Source organism: Mesorhizobium sp. M0923 (assembly GCF_040319365.1).
GTDB lineage: Bacteria > Pseudomonadota > Alphaproteobacteria > Rhizobiales > Rhizobiaceae > Mesorhizobium.
The window spans coordinates 51,191-66,032 of the sequence record NZ_JAMYNW010000011.1 but is presented as its reverse complement, the minus strand read 5'-3'; the positions used below and the strand labels follow the sequence as shown (position 1 = coordinate 66,032).

Annotated in this window: 13 protein-coding genes; all 13 read right to left on the bottom strand. The window is 62.1% G+C overall.

The genetic code is table 11. From position 1 onward, the window contains the following. Position 1: 1 nt before the first annotated feature. The 13 genes from NKH89_RS19530 to NKH89_RS19470 all read right to left on the bottom strand — a co-directional run bounded on the left by NKH89_RS19530 (position 2) and on the right by NKH89_RS19470 (position 14,611). Positions 2-1,018: a phosphotransferase family protein gene (locus NKH89_RS19530; RefSeq protein ID WP_352589519.1), complete on the bottom strand. Its 1,017-nt coding sequence runs from the start codon at positions 1,016-1,018 to the stop codon at positions 2-4. Between the two features lie 7 nt (positions 1,019-1,025). Further along, a complete protein-coding gene (locus tag NKH89_RS19525) occupies positions 1,026-2,267 on the bottom strand; it encodes an acyl-CoA dehydrogenase family protein (protein WP_352494541.1) in 1,242 nt (413 codons plus the stop codon). A 147-nt stretch (positions 2,268-2,414) separates the two neighbouring features. Continuing rightward, a complete protein-coding gene (locus NKH89_RS19520) occupies positions 2,415-3,695 on the bottom strand; it encodes a cytochrome c (protein ID WP_352788093.1) in 1,281 nt (426 codons plus the stop codon). A 6-nt stretch (positions 3,696-3,701) separates the two neighbouring features. After that, positions 3,702-4,220, bottom strand: coding sequence for a (2Fe-2S)-binding protein (locus NKH89_RS19515; protein ID WP_352494542.1), 519 nt, complete (start codon positions 4,218-4,220; stop codon positions 3,702-3,704). 23 nt (positions 4,221-4,243) lie between these two features. Further along, the gene (locus tag NKH89_RS19510) at positions 4,244-6,133 is read right to left on the bottom strand and encodes a xanthine dehydrogenase family protein molybdopterin-binding subunit (RefSeq protein ID WP_352909593.1); all 1,890 of its coding nucleotides are present in this window, start codon (positions 6,131-6,133) and stop codon (positions 4,244-4,246) included. Next, positions 6,097-7,083, bottom strand: coding sequence for a hypothetical protein (locus NKH89_RS19505; protein ID WP_352909592.1), 987 nt, complete (start codon positions 7,081-7,083; stop codon positions 6,097-6,099). Before NKH89_RS19505 ends, NKH89_RS19510 begins: the two co-directional genes overlap by 37 nt. Positions 7,084-7,209: 126 nt before the next feature. Continuing rightward, the gene (locus NKH89_RS19500; RefSeq protein WP_352494471.1) at positions 7,210-7,416 is read right to left on the bottom strand and encodes a hypothetical protein; all 207 of its coding nucleotides are present in this window, start codon (positions 7,414-7,416) and stop codon (positions 7,210-7,212) included. A 424-nt stretch (positions 7,417-7,840) separates the two neighbouring features. Then, positions 7,841-8,020, bottom strand: a complete 180-nt coding sequence (locus NKH89_RS19495) for a hypothetical protein (protein ID WP_352909590.1) — start codon at positions 8,018-8,020, stop codon at positions 7,841-7,843. 152 nt (positions 8,021-8,172) lie between these two features. After that, complete coding sequence (locus NKH89_RS19490; protein WP_352484035.1) at positions 8,173-10,314, bottom strand: beta-galactosidase; 2,142 nt, start codon at positions 10,312-10,314, stop codon at positions 8,173-8,175. Between the two features lie 18 nt (positions 10,315-10,332). Next, positions 10,333-11,472 (bottom strand): ABC transporter ATP-binding protein, encoded by a 1,140-nt coding sequence (locus tag NKH89_RS19485; protein ID WP_023720669.1) that lies wholly within the window; start codon positions 11,470-11,472, stop codon positions 10,333-10,335. A 61-nt stretch (positions 11,473-11,533) separates the two neighbouring features. After that, positions 11,534-12,385 carry a carbohydrate ABC transporter permease gene (locus tag NKH89_RS19480; RefSeq protein WP_352484037.1) on the bottom strand — a complete coding sequence of 284 codons (852 nt, stop codon included), beginning with the start codon at positions 12,383-12,385 and terminating at the stop codon, positions 11,534-11,536. Beyond that, positions 12,385-13,269 carry a carbohydrate ABC transporter permease gene (locus NKH89_RS19475; RefSeq protein ID WP_023720671.1) on the bottom strand — a complete coding sequence of 295 codons (885 nt, stop codon included), beginning with the start codon at positions 13,267-13,269 and terminating at the stop codon, positions 12,385-12,387. The genes NKH89_RS19480 and NKH89_RS19475 overlap by 1 nt, the downstream gene beginning before the upstream one ends. 70 nt (positions 13,270-13,339) lie before the next feature. Continuing rightward, a complete protein-coding gene (locus NKH89_RS19470; protein ID WP_023720672.1) occupies positions 13,340-14,611 on the bottom strand; it encodes an ABC transporter substrate-binding protein in 1,272 nt (423 codons plus the stop codon). Positions 14,612-14,842: the final 231 nt, after the last annotated feature.

The following is a 14,842-nucleotide window of genomic DNA, read 5'->3' as shown; positions in this document are numbered from 1 at the left end:
CTCACCAGGGCCGCGCGCCGTCGATGACTTCCATGGCGCGTGCAGCGAAATGGCCGGCCAGCGGTGCCACATCCGCCGCATCGGCCGCAACCGCGCTGCCGGCCAGCACGCGGTCGGCGATGCCGACGAAGATCACCGCAAAGCGGAACATGGCAAACACCAGATGGAACCGTTGCAGCGGCGCCGTCGGCACGGCGTGGGCGAAGTAATGATCGAGGAATTCGCGTTGTGTCGGAATCCCGAGCGCGGCCTGATCGAGGCCGAGGATGCCGCCATATTCGTCAGGCGAGGAATGCCAGGGCATCGAGCAGAAGCCGAGATCGGCAAGCGGATTGCCAAGCGTCGATAACTCCCAGTCGAGTATGCCGATCACTTCGGGCCGCTCGGGATGGAAGATGAGATTGCCGAATCGGAAGTCGCCATGCGCGATCGAGACGTGGCCGTCATCTGGCGGAAGATGTCGCGGCAGCCATTCGGCGACGGCTTCGAGCGCGGTGATGCGCTCGCTCGGCGATTCCCGCAACTGTCTGGTCCAGCGCGCGATCTGTCGCTCAAAATAGTTCCCGGGACGGCCATAATCGCCGAGCCCGACTTCTTCCGGCCGGACTGCGTGCAGCTTTGCCAGCGCCTCGGCCATGCCGAAATAGATGCCGCGCCGCTCGTCCGGCGCCAGTCCCGGCAACGCACCATCGTGGAACACCCGGCCGTCGAGCCGCTGCATCAGATAGAACGGCGTGCCAAGCGGCTCGTCGCCGTCGTGAAAGAGCACCGGCCGCGGCACCGGCACCTCTGTCTCCGCGAGCGCTTCGATCACCCTGTATTCGCGATCGACGGCATGAGCGCCGCGCAGGATCGGTCCCGGAGGTTTCTTGCGCAGCACCATGCGGCGGCCGCCATAGTCGACGAAATAGGTCGGATTGGATTGGCCGCCGACGATCCGCTCAAGCGACATCTGGCCATCGCCAAAATGCGCTCTCAGAAAATCCTCCAGGCGCGTTGGATCGAAATCCGTCCTCATTGCCGGCTCAGCCGTTCCCGCTGCGACCTGTGTCATCTTGCGTGCCGGCTTCGACATGCCAGCGCCAGAAGCCTGTACCTTCCTCGTTGAGGAAGCGATTGAGCACCATCTTGTGAACCTCGTCGGCGCCGTCGACCAGGCGAGCCTGGCGGGCATAGCGGTAGATCCATTCGAGCACAGTGTCTTTCGAATAGCCGCGGGCGCCGTTGATCTGGATCGCCACGTCGGCGGCGTCATGCAGCACATTGGCGACCTGGATCTTGGCCATGGAAACCTCCTTGCGGGCAAAGCCACCGCGATCGAGCTCCCAGGCCGCCTTCATCACCAGCAAGCGACCGATCTCGATGCGCATGGCAAGGTCGCCGAGCAACAGCTGGATACTCTCGCGGTCGGCCAAAAGCTGCCCGAAGCCGCTACGCTCGGCGGCATAAGCGCGCGCGATTTCGACGCAGCGCTTGGAAAGGCCGAGCCAGCGCATGCAATGGGTGAGCCGCGCTGGACCGAGCCGGACCTGGGTAACCCTGAGGCCGCTGCCTTCGCCGGCAAGCACGTCCTCGACCGGGATTTCAAGCCCGTCGAATTCCAGCTCGCAATGGCCGCCATGTTCTTCCGGTCCCATGATCTCGATGCGCCGCAGGATCCGCCAGCCCGGCTGGTCCTTGTGGAACAGCAAGGCCGAAAGGCCGTGACGCGGATCGTCCGAGGTGCGTGCGACAAGGATGAAATGGCTCGCCTCTTGCGCCCCGGTGATAAACCATTTGCGGCCGCTGACGACATATCTGTCGCCGCGCCGCTCGGCTCTGGTCATGATCATCGACGGGTCCGACCCGCCGCCCGGATGCGGTTCCGTCATTGCGAAAGCCGAGCGCACCTTGCCATCGACGATCGGCTTCAGCCATCTCTGTTTCTGCTCCGGCGTCCCCAACCGTTCCAGCACCATCATGTTGCCGTCGTCGGGAGCCGCGGAATTGAACACGACCGGACCGAAGATCGAGCGGTTCATCGCCTCATAGCAGACAGCTATATCCACCTTGGAAAGGCCCGCCCCGCCAGTCTCGGGTTTCAACTGCAGGCACCACAGGCCAGCCGCCTTCGCCTTTGGCCGCAGCGTTTCGAGCAGCGGCAGCGCGATGTTGCCATGGCCGTCATAGGAAGCCTTGTCTGCCTCGAGCGGCAGGATTTCGCGCTCGACGAAATCGGCGATCCGGCTGCGGAAGGCCTCGGTGCGGACGGGGATGTCGAAATTCATGGCGCTCACAACGATGAAACGAGATGCCGCCATCGATCTCGATGGTCGAAACGGTAGTGTAGCTGCCGGCATCGAATGTGAGCAACGGCAATGGCGATACCAGCCTGTGAGCTGCCGATACCGGTCGACTTCCAGGATCAGGCTTACTCAGTTTCGTTTTGCCACGTCCGCGACGCTTTGCGGCGTAATGTCGGGACTGGTCCCGCCCCACTTGACGCGCAAGTAATTGCCGAGATCCACGACTTCCTGGTCGGTCAGCAGTTCACGAAAGCCCGGCATGTCCTGCCGCGCTTCGCCGTGCGGATAGATGCGAGCCGGAAGGCCGTCCAGCACGATTACCAGCAAATTGTGGGCGCTCGGCAGGCGCAGCGACACATTGGTGGTCACTGCCGGCGCGACATGCGGCGTGCCTTCGCCGTTCAGGCCATGACAGCCGGAACAGGCCTCGACATAGACGCGTCGGCCGGCGGCAGCCTCGGTCGCGGCAGACGGCTTGCCGGGTTCGGGTGCGGACGCCGCCTCGCCGATCAGATAGGTCGCCATCGCCTTGGCGTCCGCCTCGTCCAGATGCCGTGTCGAATTGTGCACCACGTCGAACATGCCGAAGCTCATCACCCCCTCCGGCCCAAGCCCGGCGCGCATGTAAGCGGCGAGACCGTCGCGGTCGAAGCCGAACCGCGCCAGACTGGCCGTGGTGATGTCCGGTGCGTCGACATTGTCGATCCGCGCGCCCTGGAGATATCGGCTCGGGATCGTGGCCATGGTGAAATCGCGTGGCGTGTGGCATTCGCCGCAATGGCCGAGTGCATCAACCAGATAGCGTCCGCGATGCCAGTCCTGCGATTTGGCCGCGTCCTCGGCAACCGTTCGGGAGGGAAGATTAATCAGGTTCCAGAAGGTCATGAACCGGCGGACATAGGGGAACGGAAAGCTGCCCGCCCGATTCGCCTGCCGGATCGGCTCGCGTGTCATCAGGAAGGCGTAGATCGCATCGACATCTGCCTCCGTGAGCCGCCGATAGGACGTATAGGGCATGGCCGGATAAAGATGCCGGCCATGCGCCCCGACGCCGTCGCGGACGGCTCGATGGAAGTCGGCCCGGGTCCAGGCGCCGATGCCGGTCTCTTTGTTCGGCGAAATGTTGGAGGCGTAGAGCGTGCCGAAGGGCATGGCAAAGGCGAGACCGCCGGCGAAGGGCGCGCCGCCCGGCGCCGTATGACAGGCGGCGCAATCGGCCGCCTGGGCAAGATACCGGCCCTGCGGAGCCAATTTTTGCATCTCCTCGGCTGACAACGGCCTATCGACCACCGCGCTGACGGCGCTCTTTTCGAACAGGCCGAGGAAGACCGCCAGCGCTGCGATCACAGTGACCGCCAGACCGAGAATTAGAAAGCGCGGCAGGCGGAATATCCAGGGGCGCCTCATCATCGCGCCTCAGCCCTGTACCAGCCCGGGCGTGCTCAGGATCACGTCACGAACGGCCTCGTAATAGCGGACATAACCGGTGCAACGGCAGATATGCGGCGCAAGCGCCTGCTCGATCGTCTGTTCGACGTCGGCACGCCGGACGGGCGCCGTCTTCAGATGCTCGATCAACACGGTCGCGGCGGTGACGAAGCCCGGCGTGCAATAGCCGCACTGGAAGGAAAAATGCTCGATGAAGGCCTGCTGGACCGGAGAGAGGCGCACGACATTGCCGTTCGCGTCGCGTTCGGCATGTGCCTCGATGGTGCGGACAGATTTGCCCTCGAAGAAATGCGCTCCGGTGATGCAGCTCCGGATTTCCCGGGAGCTTCCATCCGGCCCATCGAGGATGATCGCGCAGGCATGGCAGATGCCCTGGCCACAGCCGAGCCGCGATCCCGTAAGGTTCAGATATTCGTGCAGGAAGTCGATCATCATCAGATCGTCCGGCACATCGACCGGGCCGACCGTCCGATTGTTGACGGTCATGGAGAGTGGTCGCGTGGCGAGGGTCACGACAGGGCCTCCAGGATTTTCTCGGATGTGATCGGCGTCTGATAGAAGCGCCTGCCGATGGCATGGTTCACGGCATTGGCGATCGCCGGAACGATCGCGATCATCACTACCTCGGCCATTCCCTTCGGCGGATCGGTTTCAGAAAGCGGCGGCAGCACCTCCGACGTCTGCGTCCAGACCGCGACATCTGTTGCATGCGGCAAGCGATAACGGTTCCAGTTCCAGGTGCCGTCGCCGGGGCCGTCCTCATAGAGTGGCAACTCCTCGAGCAAGGCGTGCCCGACTCCCATCGCCAGACCGCCCTGGATCTGACCGGAGACGAGTTCCGGCACGACCTGAGTGCCGCATTCGAGGATCGAATGATGTGACAGGAGCTTCACCTCGCCTGAGGCGGTGTCGACGGCGATCTCGGCGATCGTCGCCATCCCGGTGTAATAGGTGACGGCAGCATTCAGGCGCTGCACCGGCGGGTAGAACACCTCACGCCGGTCAAGGAAATGGAAGCCATCCGAGGTCATCAGGGCCTTCAATTCAGCCGGCGCGCCTTGGCCATAGCACGCCGACAGTGCATCGGCTGGCAACCGGACCGTGCCGACATTCGGCACGTCGAACACCGCCTCCGCCCATTGCCAGCGGTTGAAGACATGGACGCTGACGCCCGTGACCAGGCCAAGCTTGTGCGCCGCTGCCGCGAGTTGCTCCAGTCCGAGCGGCTCCATTCCACCGGCCGTCAGCCTACCATCGACCACCCGCGCATCCGCGATATCGATCGCGAGCGGCCGCGCCTGCCCGCCACCCGGCCCGCTCGACCAGAGCGCGACTGCCGCCGGCCAGAGCGACAGGCGCAGCAGTGCGCGCGCCGCCGTCCGCGTTGCGTGGCCGACGAAATAGGCGCTGTTGGAAGCGCTCATCGGTGAAACAAAGGAGGGCGTCCAGCGCGGATTCTGCGCCAGCGCATCCTCCTTGTCCTGTGGCGTTGTATAGGGCTCCTCGGTCGAAACGAGCGGCATTTCCGGCCAGTCGACGACGCCGAAGGCGCATTCGTCCGGCACCCGGCCGATGATGTCGGCGACCATGACCGCCTGCGAGGTGGTCAGGCCCGTGCCGATATCGTTGCCGTTGTGCCGCATCGCCAACCGACCGGACGGATCCAGCGACAGCGTGGTCACCGCTGCGTCGGCTCCGGTCCCGTAATCCTTCTGCACCTGCGCGAAACCGACGCCATAGTGATTGCCGGGATTAGCGGTGTCGAACTCAGTTTTCTTCGCGGCGCGATCCTTCCAGAGCGGATGGGCACGGGCCCGCTCCAGGATCTCTTCCGTCCTCAGCGCCCCGCCGGGAATGGCACCCTGCGAGTTCTTCATGCCGGTCTTGAACGCATTCTTGAGGCGAAGCTCGATCGGATCGATGCCGAGCAGTTCGGCCGCCTCGTCGACCATCATCTCGGTCGCCGCCATGGTCTGCAGCGTGCCGTATCCACGCGTCGAGCCGGCGTCAACGGCGCGCGAGGCGCGGACCTCGACCGAGAAATCGCTCTTCGGTAGGTAATAGATACTCTGCGAAGCGCTGGCGCCGACGTTGCCGACGTCGGGCGAGAAATTGCGCCGCCCACCAGCATCCGTACGATAGCTCCCCTTCATGATGCGGAAGGCGTGCGTGGAGCGATCGACGACAAGCGTGTTCTCCATCCAGAAGGCGTGGCGCTTCAGCCCCATCTGGAACTGCTCGAACCGGTCGTTGGCAAGGCGCACCGGCCGCCCGTCGCCATAGAGGCCTGCCAGGACGGCGTAATAGGGAAAGATCGAGTGGTCCTTGGTGCCGTATCCAACCGTATAGCCGATCGAGAGATCTAGCGCCTTGAGTGCGAATTGCGATTTCGACAGCATCGCCAGGGTTGAGGTCGCGACCTCGTAGGGGCGATTGGGTTGCTATGATTGCGTGCAACGTCGAACTGGCCGGCTCGAACCAGGCATTGCCGTTGTCGGCCTCCATCGCCGAGGCGTCGACCGACTGCGAGAAATAGCTTCGCTTCAGGACCAATGCGTCGTCGCCGGCAGCCGCAATCTCGCGCTCGATCTCGCCCGCCGCCCACATGGCACGCGCGGCGGCATCGCCGCCCTGATCCGGCTTCGGCCAGATGACCTGATCTCCGTCGAAATCGCCGTAGATCGTCGTGCCTTCGAGGGGGGGCATAAATGTCGGGATCATCCGATGTTGCGCCACCGATGCGCACGAAACGGCCGGCGCCGTAATGCCGTGGCGTGTCGTAGCCGCTGACCGCACCCCAGCGCACGACGTCGTCGGCGAAACGGACCAGCCGCTTCGCCGCGTCGAACCGCGCGAAATCCTTGTAGATCAAGAGCGCGACCGGCTGGCCAAGCAGGCGCGGTGTGCGCCCTTTCGGCACCAGGAACATGTCGCCATAGAAGCCGGGCGCCGTTGTTTCCGGCGGCGCAAGGCCATCGCGGACTAGGTCTTCGCCGAGAACGAGCCGGTCGGGCTTGAGATCCTCTCCCAGCAACGAGAGGTCCAGTCCAGCGAACGGGGCGTCGGCGCGGGTTCCACGGATCAGGAAGGCGTGGCTCTGTTCCTGCGGCCAGCCCGCCACGTCGCGGGCGCGAAAATCGCGGGTGAAGGTTTTGTCGCCGGTGACCTTGGCCACGGCATCCATCCGAAAGCGCGGCCGACCATCCGGTCCGATCCAGTTCAGCGAACCGTCCGACGGATTGGCAATGAGCGCCGCCGATGCAGGCCGACCCAGAAAACCGACCTTGACCGAAATTCCCGCGCCGGCAGCCGCCGCGATGAACTGGCGCCGCGAAACCCTGCCGTTCATACCGCCTCCCCGACTGGCCAAGTGCCGGACCGGACAGTTGGTCGGCTCGCCTCCCATGTATAGTTCGCGAGTCGGGGCCGTTCCGCAATGGCGGCATTCGCCGAAAAGCAGAACAGTCTTGCCATGTCATGAAAATCGTTGGAACGTTTTATGACAATCCTGCCAGTTGTAAGGCGCAAGAGCTCTATTTAGGATGTGAATATCCTGTGCGACATTACCCTTTTGCTCCAGCGTCAACAGCTGTTCGCCGTTCATCATTCTTTGCGTGACTTTAGGGCCATTCGCCGGCATCGTTTCGGTCCGGCTGGTTTCACAATCCGGGTAGAGGCGCATCGGCAAACGCCGTGCTCGTCGCAGCTACGGAGTTTGACCAGGCCACTTCTTTGGATTGAAGGTGGGAGAACGCACTGGCCCAGGCCCGAAGTAACGCGGCCATTTAGGCGCGGGCTTGTCCTCGGCAGCGGGAACCGAACCGGTTGACGGCAAGGGGGCAATCTCGAAAGATATGGCTTTCCCGGTCTGTGGGTTCAGCCCGCAGGAAAAGCTGAAGGCTTGCCAGTCGTCGCCCGTTCGGGCCTGGCCGCTGCCCGTCAGCCGACGGTTGCTCACGAGCTGCAGCGTGCTGGGATCGTCGGTCCCCAGAAACACCCGATCGACACCCTTGATGCGATGCTTTAGCGCTTTCATGGCAGCTGGGCGGCAGATGAACTCGGCTACTTTCTTCGCATCCGTCCAACCTTTGGCGAGCGCACGCTCCTCAGGATGTTTGAGCTTTGCTATCTCCGCCGTAACGACCGAAGCCTGCGCTGGGGAAAGCCTGGCAGCCGCGGCCGGAACCGACGAACTGACGAACCGACGAACCGAGCAACAGCCAGGACACGATTCCAAGCGCCAGGGAGAAACGCAAATTCCGAGTAGTTTGCGGCATCTCGTCCACAGAATTTCTCCTCCTCTGTCAACAGTCTACCAAATCTCCCAGTAGAACATTACCAAAAAATCAACGCTCTCACCATTTTCGATATTCTGTGGACTGGAAACTGACCTCCCTCTTCTTCTATCTTGAACCTGCTGGCGGCATATCGTATCGCATCAGATCAATTCGATGATAGCACAGCCATAGCCGTCCAGGGTCAGCACTCCGGAGACAGGCCTTTTGCCGTCGAGCAGGTTGCTGCCGGCGGGAACGCCGGTTACCGCAACCGGCGTGTCCTTGATGTTTTGCATGAACAGAAGCTGGCGTTCATCATTCTCGCGCATCGTCACCTCGACGCCGTCCGGCAGATCCGGAACCAGAGGCTCCACGTTCGCGTCGGCGAAAGTGCGGGTTGCGAGCTGAGCCGTCAGTTCCGGAGTCAGGTAGGTGCCGACATAGAGCACACGGCCCTTGCCGACGGCGCGGGAAGTGATTGCAGGCGCTCCCACCGCGTAGCGGTTCGACCAAACCCCGATAATTTCGACTTCCGGTTCGACTGCGAGGTTCTCATAGAAATAACCGGCATCGAACTCGTGGTTGCCGAAGGTATAACGACGGATGCGGCGGCTGGATTCGGCCGGTCTGTCAGGGGGAATGACGAGCCCGCCGGAGCGCGACATGGTGTTGAACAGGCCATTGGCCCCAGGTGCCGCCAGCCGCCCGAAATCCTCGACGCGAACACCGGTCAGCTTCGACAGCGACCGGCCCGGCGCTGTCTCGCGGATGACGTGGTTGTTTTCGTCGCGGGTTCCCGTGCGCGCGCCAACGATGACGGTACCGCCATTTTCGGCAAAGACTTGCAGCCGCTCGGTCCAGCTGTCCTTCCAGATCACCCAATGCGGCACGTAGAACACCTTGAGCTTCGACAGATCGTCTTCCGGGTGGATGAAGCCGCAGGCGATGCCGCGGTCATAGCAATACTGATGCAGCAAGGTTGCGTCGTCCTGCGGGCTTGGCAAGCCGATCGGGAAGGTTTTGTGGGCTTCCTGATTGTCGAAGTCCGAGCCGGCGATGCCGACATCCATCCGCACATGGGTGCCTAGGATCTTGTCTTTAAGCGCCATCATCTCGGTGGCGAACTGCCTCGCTTCGTCATAGCGGCGGCGAGCGACATCATCGTGATCGATGATGCCCATCCAGTATATCTCGGCGCCGAAATGCGCGGGACGCCAGCGGAAGAACATGATGCCATCGGCGCCACGCGCAACCGACGACATCGCCATGCGTCGCATTTCGCCCGGCTCCGGCGTCAGCGTGCAGAAGCCCGGCTGGGCGCCAAAACCCGACTGTTGTTCCGGCACTATGTAGTTGCCGGAAAATCCCCTGCAGATGTCGAGATGCAGTGCCTGGATCTTGGCGTGGTTGCCGAGGCGAAAGAACTCGTCATAGAGGAACGGGTAGATATCGTAGCCGACAAAGTCGAGATCGGTGGAGAACTGGCCTCGAAAATCGATATCGCGCAATCCGCCGAGATTGTGGAAGATGAACCAACCGGCATTCGTGGCTCTCAGGATCTCGACCTGGTCGTGCTGGAACCGTGCTGTCGAAAACGCGAGAAAACGGTGGTAGTCCTGGAGGTGACCGGGACCGGGAAAGGACGGGGAAAAATCCAGCGGGAAGACAATTTCCCTGAAATCGCCGTAAGCCGTCGCCCAGAAATCGCCACCCCAGGCGAAGTTCAGCCTGTCTATCGTCTTGTAGGTTTCCTGGAGATAAGCCTGGAATTCCTTCAATGCCGACGGCGAATAGGATTCCGGCATGCTGGTGTTGAGTTCGTTGTCGGTCTGCCAGCCTATGACATTTGCATTGTCGCGGTAGTGGTCCGCCATCGCCCTGGTAATCTTGCGGCTATAGTCGCGAAACACCGGGCTGCTGGTGTCGGCATACTGGCGCGAGCCGTGGCCCATCGACCGGCCATTTCCATCAAGCCGCAGGATTTCCGGATGCTTTGCGGTCAGCCAGCGCGGCGGGGTGGCGGTCGGCGTGCACAGGATCGTGTTGACGCCGCGACGCGCGAGGCCCTCGATTGCCCGGTCGAACAGGTCGAAATCGAAGGTGCCTTCACGCGGTTCGAAAATGTGCCAGGCGAATTCGCCGAGGCGGGCGACGTTGAAGCCGGCCTCGGCCATGCGCCTGGCGTCATTGTCCCAGTAACTCTCGTCCACATGCTCGGGGTAATGCGGCGCGCCGACCAGAAAGCGGTCGGTCTGGATCGTCCGCCAGACCGACAGGGCGCGGCCGTTTGAAGTCTTGTTCACGAAGGATACTCCTGCAGGTCAGTCGGTGATGGTGGGTTTACGGGCACTGATGGTCCGCTCATCGACAGAGGAAAAGAGATAGACGTCACGCGGCTCGACCTTTAAGCCGACGGTCGCGTCGGCAGAGACAGCGCTCGCATGGCCGATCTGGACGGTGACGTTGCCGCTGCCGCTTTCAGAACTGACGCATTGCAGCGGGCCGGCGTCGGCATAGAGGATGGTCTCGCGGCCGAGATGCTCGACCAGCCGCACCCGTCCTGCAAAACTCGCTGTCCCTTCCGCGGCCAGGCTGATGCTCTCCGGCCGAATCCCCATTGTCACCCTATCGCCGACCTGTACGGATGCCGCTTCCGTCAGTTCGACAGCCAAAGGAGAAAGACCGGCGGTCGACAGCGTGGCGGCGCCGCCGGAGACAGCGGCGACGGTCACTTCGAAAAAATTCATTCGGGGTGCGCCGAGGAAGCCCGCGACGAAGAGATTGGCCGGATTGCGGTAGAGTTCGAGCGGAGCGCCCACCTGCTCGACCGAGCCGCGATTGAGCACGACGATACGGCTCGCCATTGTCATCGCCTCGGTCTGGTCGTGCGTGACATAGACCATGGTGGCGCCGAGCCTGGCGTGCAGATCGGAAAGCTCGACGCGCATCTGCGTGCGCAGCGCTGCGTCAAGGTTGGATAGCGGTTCGTCGAACAGGAACACGTCGGGCGAGCGGGTTATGGCACGGCCAATCGCCACACGCTGACGCTGGCCGCCGGAAAGCTGTTTCGGCCGCTTGTCGAGCTGGTCGGTAATGCGAAGGATCTTGGCGGCTCGCAGCACGGCGGCATCGATCTCGGCCTTGGGGCGATGCGCCATGCGCAGGCCGAAACCCATGTTCTCGGCGACGGTCATATGCGGGTAAAGCGCATAAGACTGAAAAACCATGGCAATGCCGCGCTCACCCGGCTCGGTGGTGGTGACATCACGGTTGTTGATGAGAATTTCACCGGTCGAAACGGTTTCAAGCCCGGCAATGATCTTCAACAGCGTTGACTTGCCGCAACCGGACGGCCCGACGGTGACAATGAACTCGCCCTGTTCGACGCTGAGATCAATGCCGCGCAGTGCATGATAGGTGCCATAATTCTTTTGTATCTGCCGGAGTTCAAGACTGGTCATGGAGCCCTGCTTGCAAAATCGGTTTCGAATCGGATGGGCGACGCCTTGAAGCCATGGTCGTTCATCCCTTGACCGCTCCCATTGTGAGGCCGGTGATGAAGTGCTTCTGCATAAGGAAGAACATGGCGACTGGTGGCAAAGCCACGACGATGGTTCCAGCCGAGATCAAGTTCCAGGCCGAGACCCATTCGCCGCGCAGATTGGCAAGGCCGGCGGTGACCGGTTTTACGGTATCGCTGATGGTGAGCACGACCGCCCAGAAATAATCGTTCCAGATGAAGGTGAAGAGCAGGATGGCAAGCGCCGCGAGAGCCGGCCGTACCAGTGGGACGACGACGTGTACCAATGTCTGAAACGGTGTCGCGCCCTCGGCCCTGGCTGCCTGAAACAGCTCTCCCGGCAAGGCGGCGATGAAGTTGCGCATGAACAGTGTTGCAAACCCGGTCTGGAAGGCGATGTGGAAGATGATCAGGGCCGACATCGTGTCGTAGAGGTTGAGCCGCACCATGAGATCGCGGACCGGGATCATCATGATCTGGTGCGGCAGGAAGTTTCCGCCGACGAACAGGGCGAAGACGAGCATGTTGCCGCGAAATCGGTAACGGGCGAGCACGAACCCGGCGAGCGTGCTCAAGATGAGAACGCCGATCACCGAGGGGATGGTGATCGTCAGGCTGTTGAGGAAGTAGCGGGCCATCGGCGTCTGGGTGAAGACTGCCGTGTAGTTGTCGACCAGGCCGAATTGGGTCGGCCAGCCCCACAGATTGCCGCCCATGACATCCTGCGTAGAGCGGAACGAGGTAAGAATGATGGCAAAGAGCGGCGCCAGCCAGACAATCAGGATGCCGACCACCAGCACGACATAGAGGCGACGCTGCCAAATAGCAGTTTCGGGAATCGGGCGGGGAAACATCAGCCGCCCCTTTCATCGGCGCGGATCATCCGCGTCAGGTACCAGGCGATGAAGACCGCCATGATCACGAACAGCACCGAGGCAATGGCCGCGCCATAGCCGAAGCGGTAGGAAAAGATGGACTGCTCGAACATCTGATAGGCAAGCACCTCGGACGAACCGAAGGGGCCGCCGCTGGTCATCACCGAGACCATGTCGAAGGAACGCAGTGCGCCGACGACGGTGACAGCGATGGCGATAAAGGTGACCTGTGTCAGCTGCGGCAACACGATGTGGCGCAGCATGTTCCAGCCCCTGGCGCCGTCGACCCGCCCGGCGCCGATCAGGTCCTCGCTGAGATTGTTGAGGCCGGCGAGATAGAGCACCATGCAGAAGGCGATCTGCGGCCACAACGCTGCGATCACGACGGCGAAGGTGACGAAGTTTTCATCCGACAGCACTGCCGGGGCGGTCGCGCCGAAGGTGCGGAAGATCAGGGCGAGAAGTCCGAATTCCGGCGTATAGACCCAGGTGAAGACAACGCCGACGGCAACCGAAGCCAGCACCAGCGGAATGAAGAACAGCGACTTGAGCAGGCGCATGCCGCGGATTTTCTGGCTGACGAGCAGCGCGATGGCGAGGCCGAGCGGCGGCGCCAGCATGAACATCACCAGCCAGATCAGATTGTTCTTCAGCGAAACATAGAACTGCGGGTCGGCGAACAATTCGCGGTAGTTGCCAAGGCCGATCCAGACCATCGGGCTGAAGCCGTCCCATTCGTGCAGGCTGATCCATAGGCTCTCGACCGCAGAGGCCAGAATGACGACGGAAAACAGCACAGCAGCGGGCAGGATCAGAAGTGTCGGTGTCAGCCACCAGCGATGGCGGCGCCAAAGCTTCGTCATTTTGGGAGACCTCATTCACCGGAACGCATCGGGGAGCGGGCAAGACCCCGCTCCCCTCGGCTGGGAGGCGCTAGATCTTGAAGATCCGGCGACGGGTTCCCTCGAGTCGCTGAAGAATGGCATCCCGGCGCTCCGGCTTGGCCATGAATTCCTGGAAACCGACCAGACCCGCCTGGGCCATGTCGGGATCGGTGTCGCGGTCGTAATATTGCGACGTGCCGGCCACCGTCTTGAGGCTTTCCACAGCCGCGTTGACCAGCGGGTCCTTGCTGGCTGGAAGGTCGTTGCGCGGCGGAACGTTGCCGCCAGGTTCCAGATAGGGGCCGAAATTTTCCGGCTGGTAAAAGAAGGCGAGGAACTCGCGGGCACCCGCCTTGTTCTTGGCGTTGGCCGGGATGTGGACCGAATTGACCGAGAATTCTTCGTAGCGGTCGAGGGCGGCGTCAATCTTCGGGAAAGGCGCGAATGTCAGCTGCTCGAGATCCTGCTCAGGGAAAGTAGCCTTCACGAAGGCACCGAGGTTCATCATGCCGGCCTTCTTCTGGGCGAGGAAGGCGCCGGCCTCCTGCCAGCCGAACGAGGTTTGATCCGGCGTGAAGAAACCCTGCCTGATCAGCTCCTCCCAGTGGTCGAAAACAGGCTTCAGCGCCGGGTCGGTATAGGCCATCTTGCCGTTCATCAAGGCGAAGTGCTTGTCGAGACCATTGATGCGCAGGTTCATCTGATCGAACCATCCGGCCGCCGGCCAGAGTTCCTTGGTGCCGATGCTGACGGGGATTAGGCCGGCGGCCTTGGATTTCTGGCCGTAAGCGAGGAATTCGTCCCAGGTCGCCGGTACCGTAAGTCCGTGCTCGGCAAAGACGTCCTTGCGATAGAACATGCCCCACATCGTGCCGCCGGTCGGCAGTCCATACTGCTTGCCGTCGACCGTGACGGCACCGGTCGTAGCACCCAGCACGTCCTTGTATTTTTCCTTCTCGAACAGATCCGAAATGTCGTCGAACAGGCCGCGGTTGACGAAGGCACGCATGCGGTTTCCGGAGAACCAGAAGCAGACATCCGGCGCGCCGGCCACAAGGTAGTTGCGGATCGCGGTCTTGTGGGCCTCGTGATCCATGTTGTTGATCACAACTTTGGTGCCTGACTGCTTCTCGAAATCGGCCGCGATGCGCCGCAAAATCTGCAGGGCATCGGCATTGTTTTCATCTGAAATGATGGTGACTTCGCTCGACTGGCTGAGTGCCGGCATTGGAAAGCCCGTGAGCACCGCGGCGGAAACGCCACCGGCTCCCTTAAGGAAATTGCGCCGCGTCGACGGCTTTTCGATCCACTTGAACGTCATTGTCACTCCTCCCTTGTTGTTAATTCTGCCCGGCATCGCGGCCGACGCGGTCGTCCCCCTCACCCGGCGCTGTGCGAACCCGACAACGCATCTCCCGGGCAAGACAACATGCTTGCCCGCTCCTTCAGAGCGCGGTGGCTGCCGGTATGAACCGGATTATTTTCGTTAACCCCGGTTCGGGTGTTGAACAGTTGGGCAAACTTACGCATATGTTTGATCGAGAGGCAATAA

Coding starts and splice junctions, on each gene's coding strand:
- NKH89_RS19485 (WP_023720669.1), bottom strand. CDS start 11,472: ATGACCAGTCTTGAACTCCGGCAGATACAAAAGAATTATGGCACCTAT.
- NKH89_RS19525 (WP_352494541.1), bottom strand. CDS start 2,267: ATGAATTTCGACATCCCCGTCCGCACCGAGGCCTTCCGCAGCCGGATC.
- NKH89_RS19530 (WP_352589519.1), bottom strand. CDS start 1,018: ATGAGGACGGATTTCGATCCAACGCGCCTGGAGGATTTTCTGAGAGCG.
- NKH89_RS19470 (WP_023720672.1), bottom strand. CDS start 14,611: ATGACGTTCAAGTGGATCGAAAAGCCGTCGACGCGGCGCAATTTCCTT.
- NKH89_RS19475 (WP_023720671.1), bottom strand. CDS start 13,269: ATGACGAAGCTTTGGCGCCGCCATCGCTGGTGGCTGACACCGACACTT.
- NKH89_RS19500 (WP_352494471.1), bottom strand. CDS start 7,416: ATGCGCCTCTACCCGGATTGTGAAACCAGCCGGACCGAAACGATGCCG.
- NKH89_RS19515 (WP_352494542.1), bottom strand. CDS start 4,220: ATGACCGTCAACAATCGGACGGTCGGCCCGGTCGATGTGCCGGACGAT.
- NKH89_RS19480 (WP_352484037.1), bottom strand. CDS start 12,385: ATGTTTCCCCGCCCGATTCCCGAAACTGCTATTTGGCAGCGTCGCCTC.
- NKH89_RS19510 (WP_352909593.1), bottom strand. CDS start 6,133: ATGCTGTCGAAATCGCAATTCGCACTCAAGGCGCTAGATCTCTCGATC.
- NKH89_RS19505 (WP_352909592.1), bottom strand. CDS start 7,083: ATGAACGGCAGGGTTTCGCGGCGCCAGTTCATCGCGGCGGCTGCCGGC.
- NKH89_RS19520 (WP_352788093.1), bottom strand. CDS start 3,695: ATGATGAGGCGCCCCTGGATATTCCGCCTGCCGCGCTTTCTAATTCTC.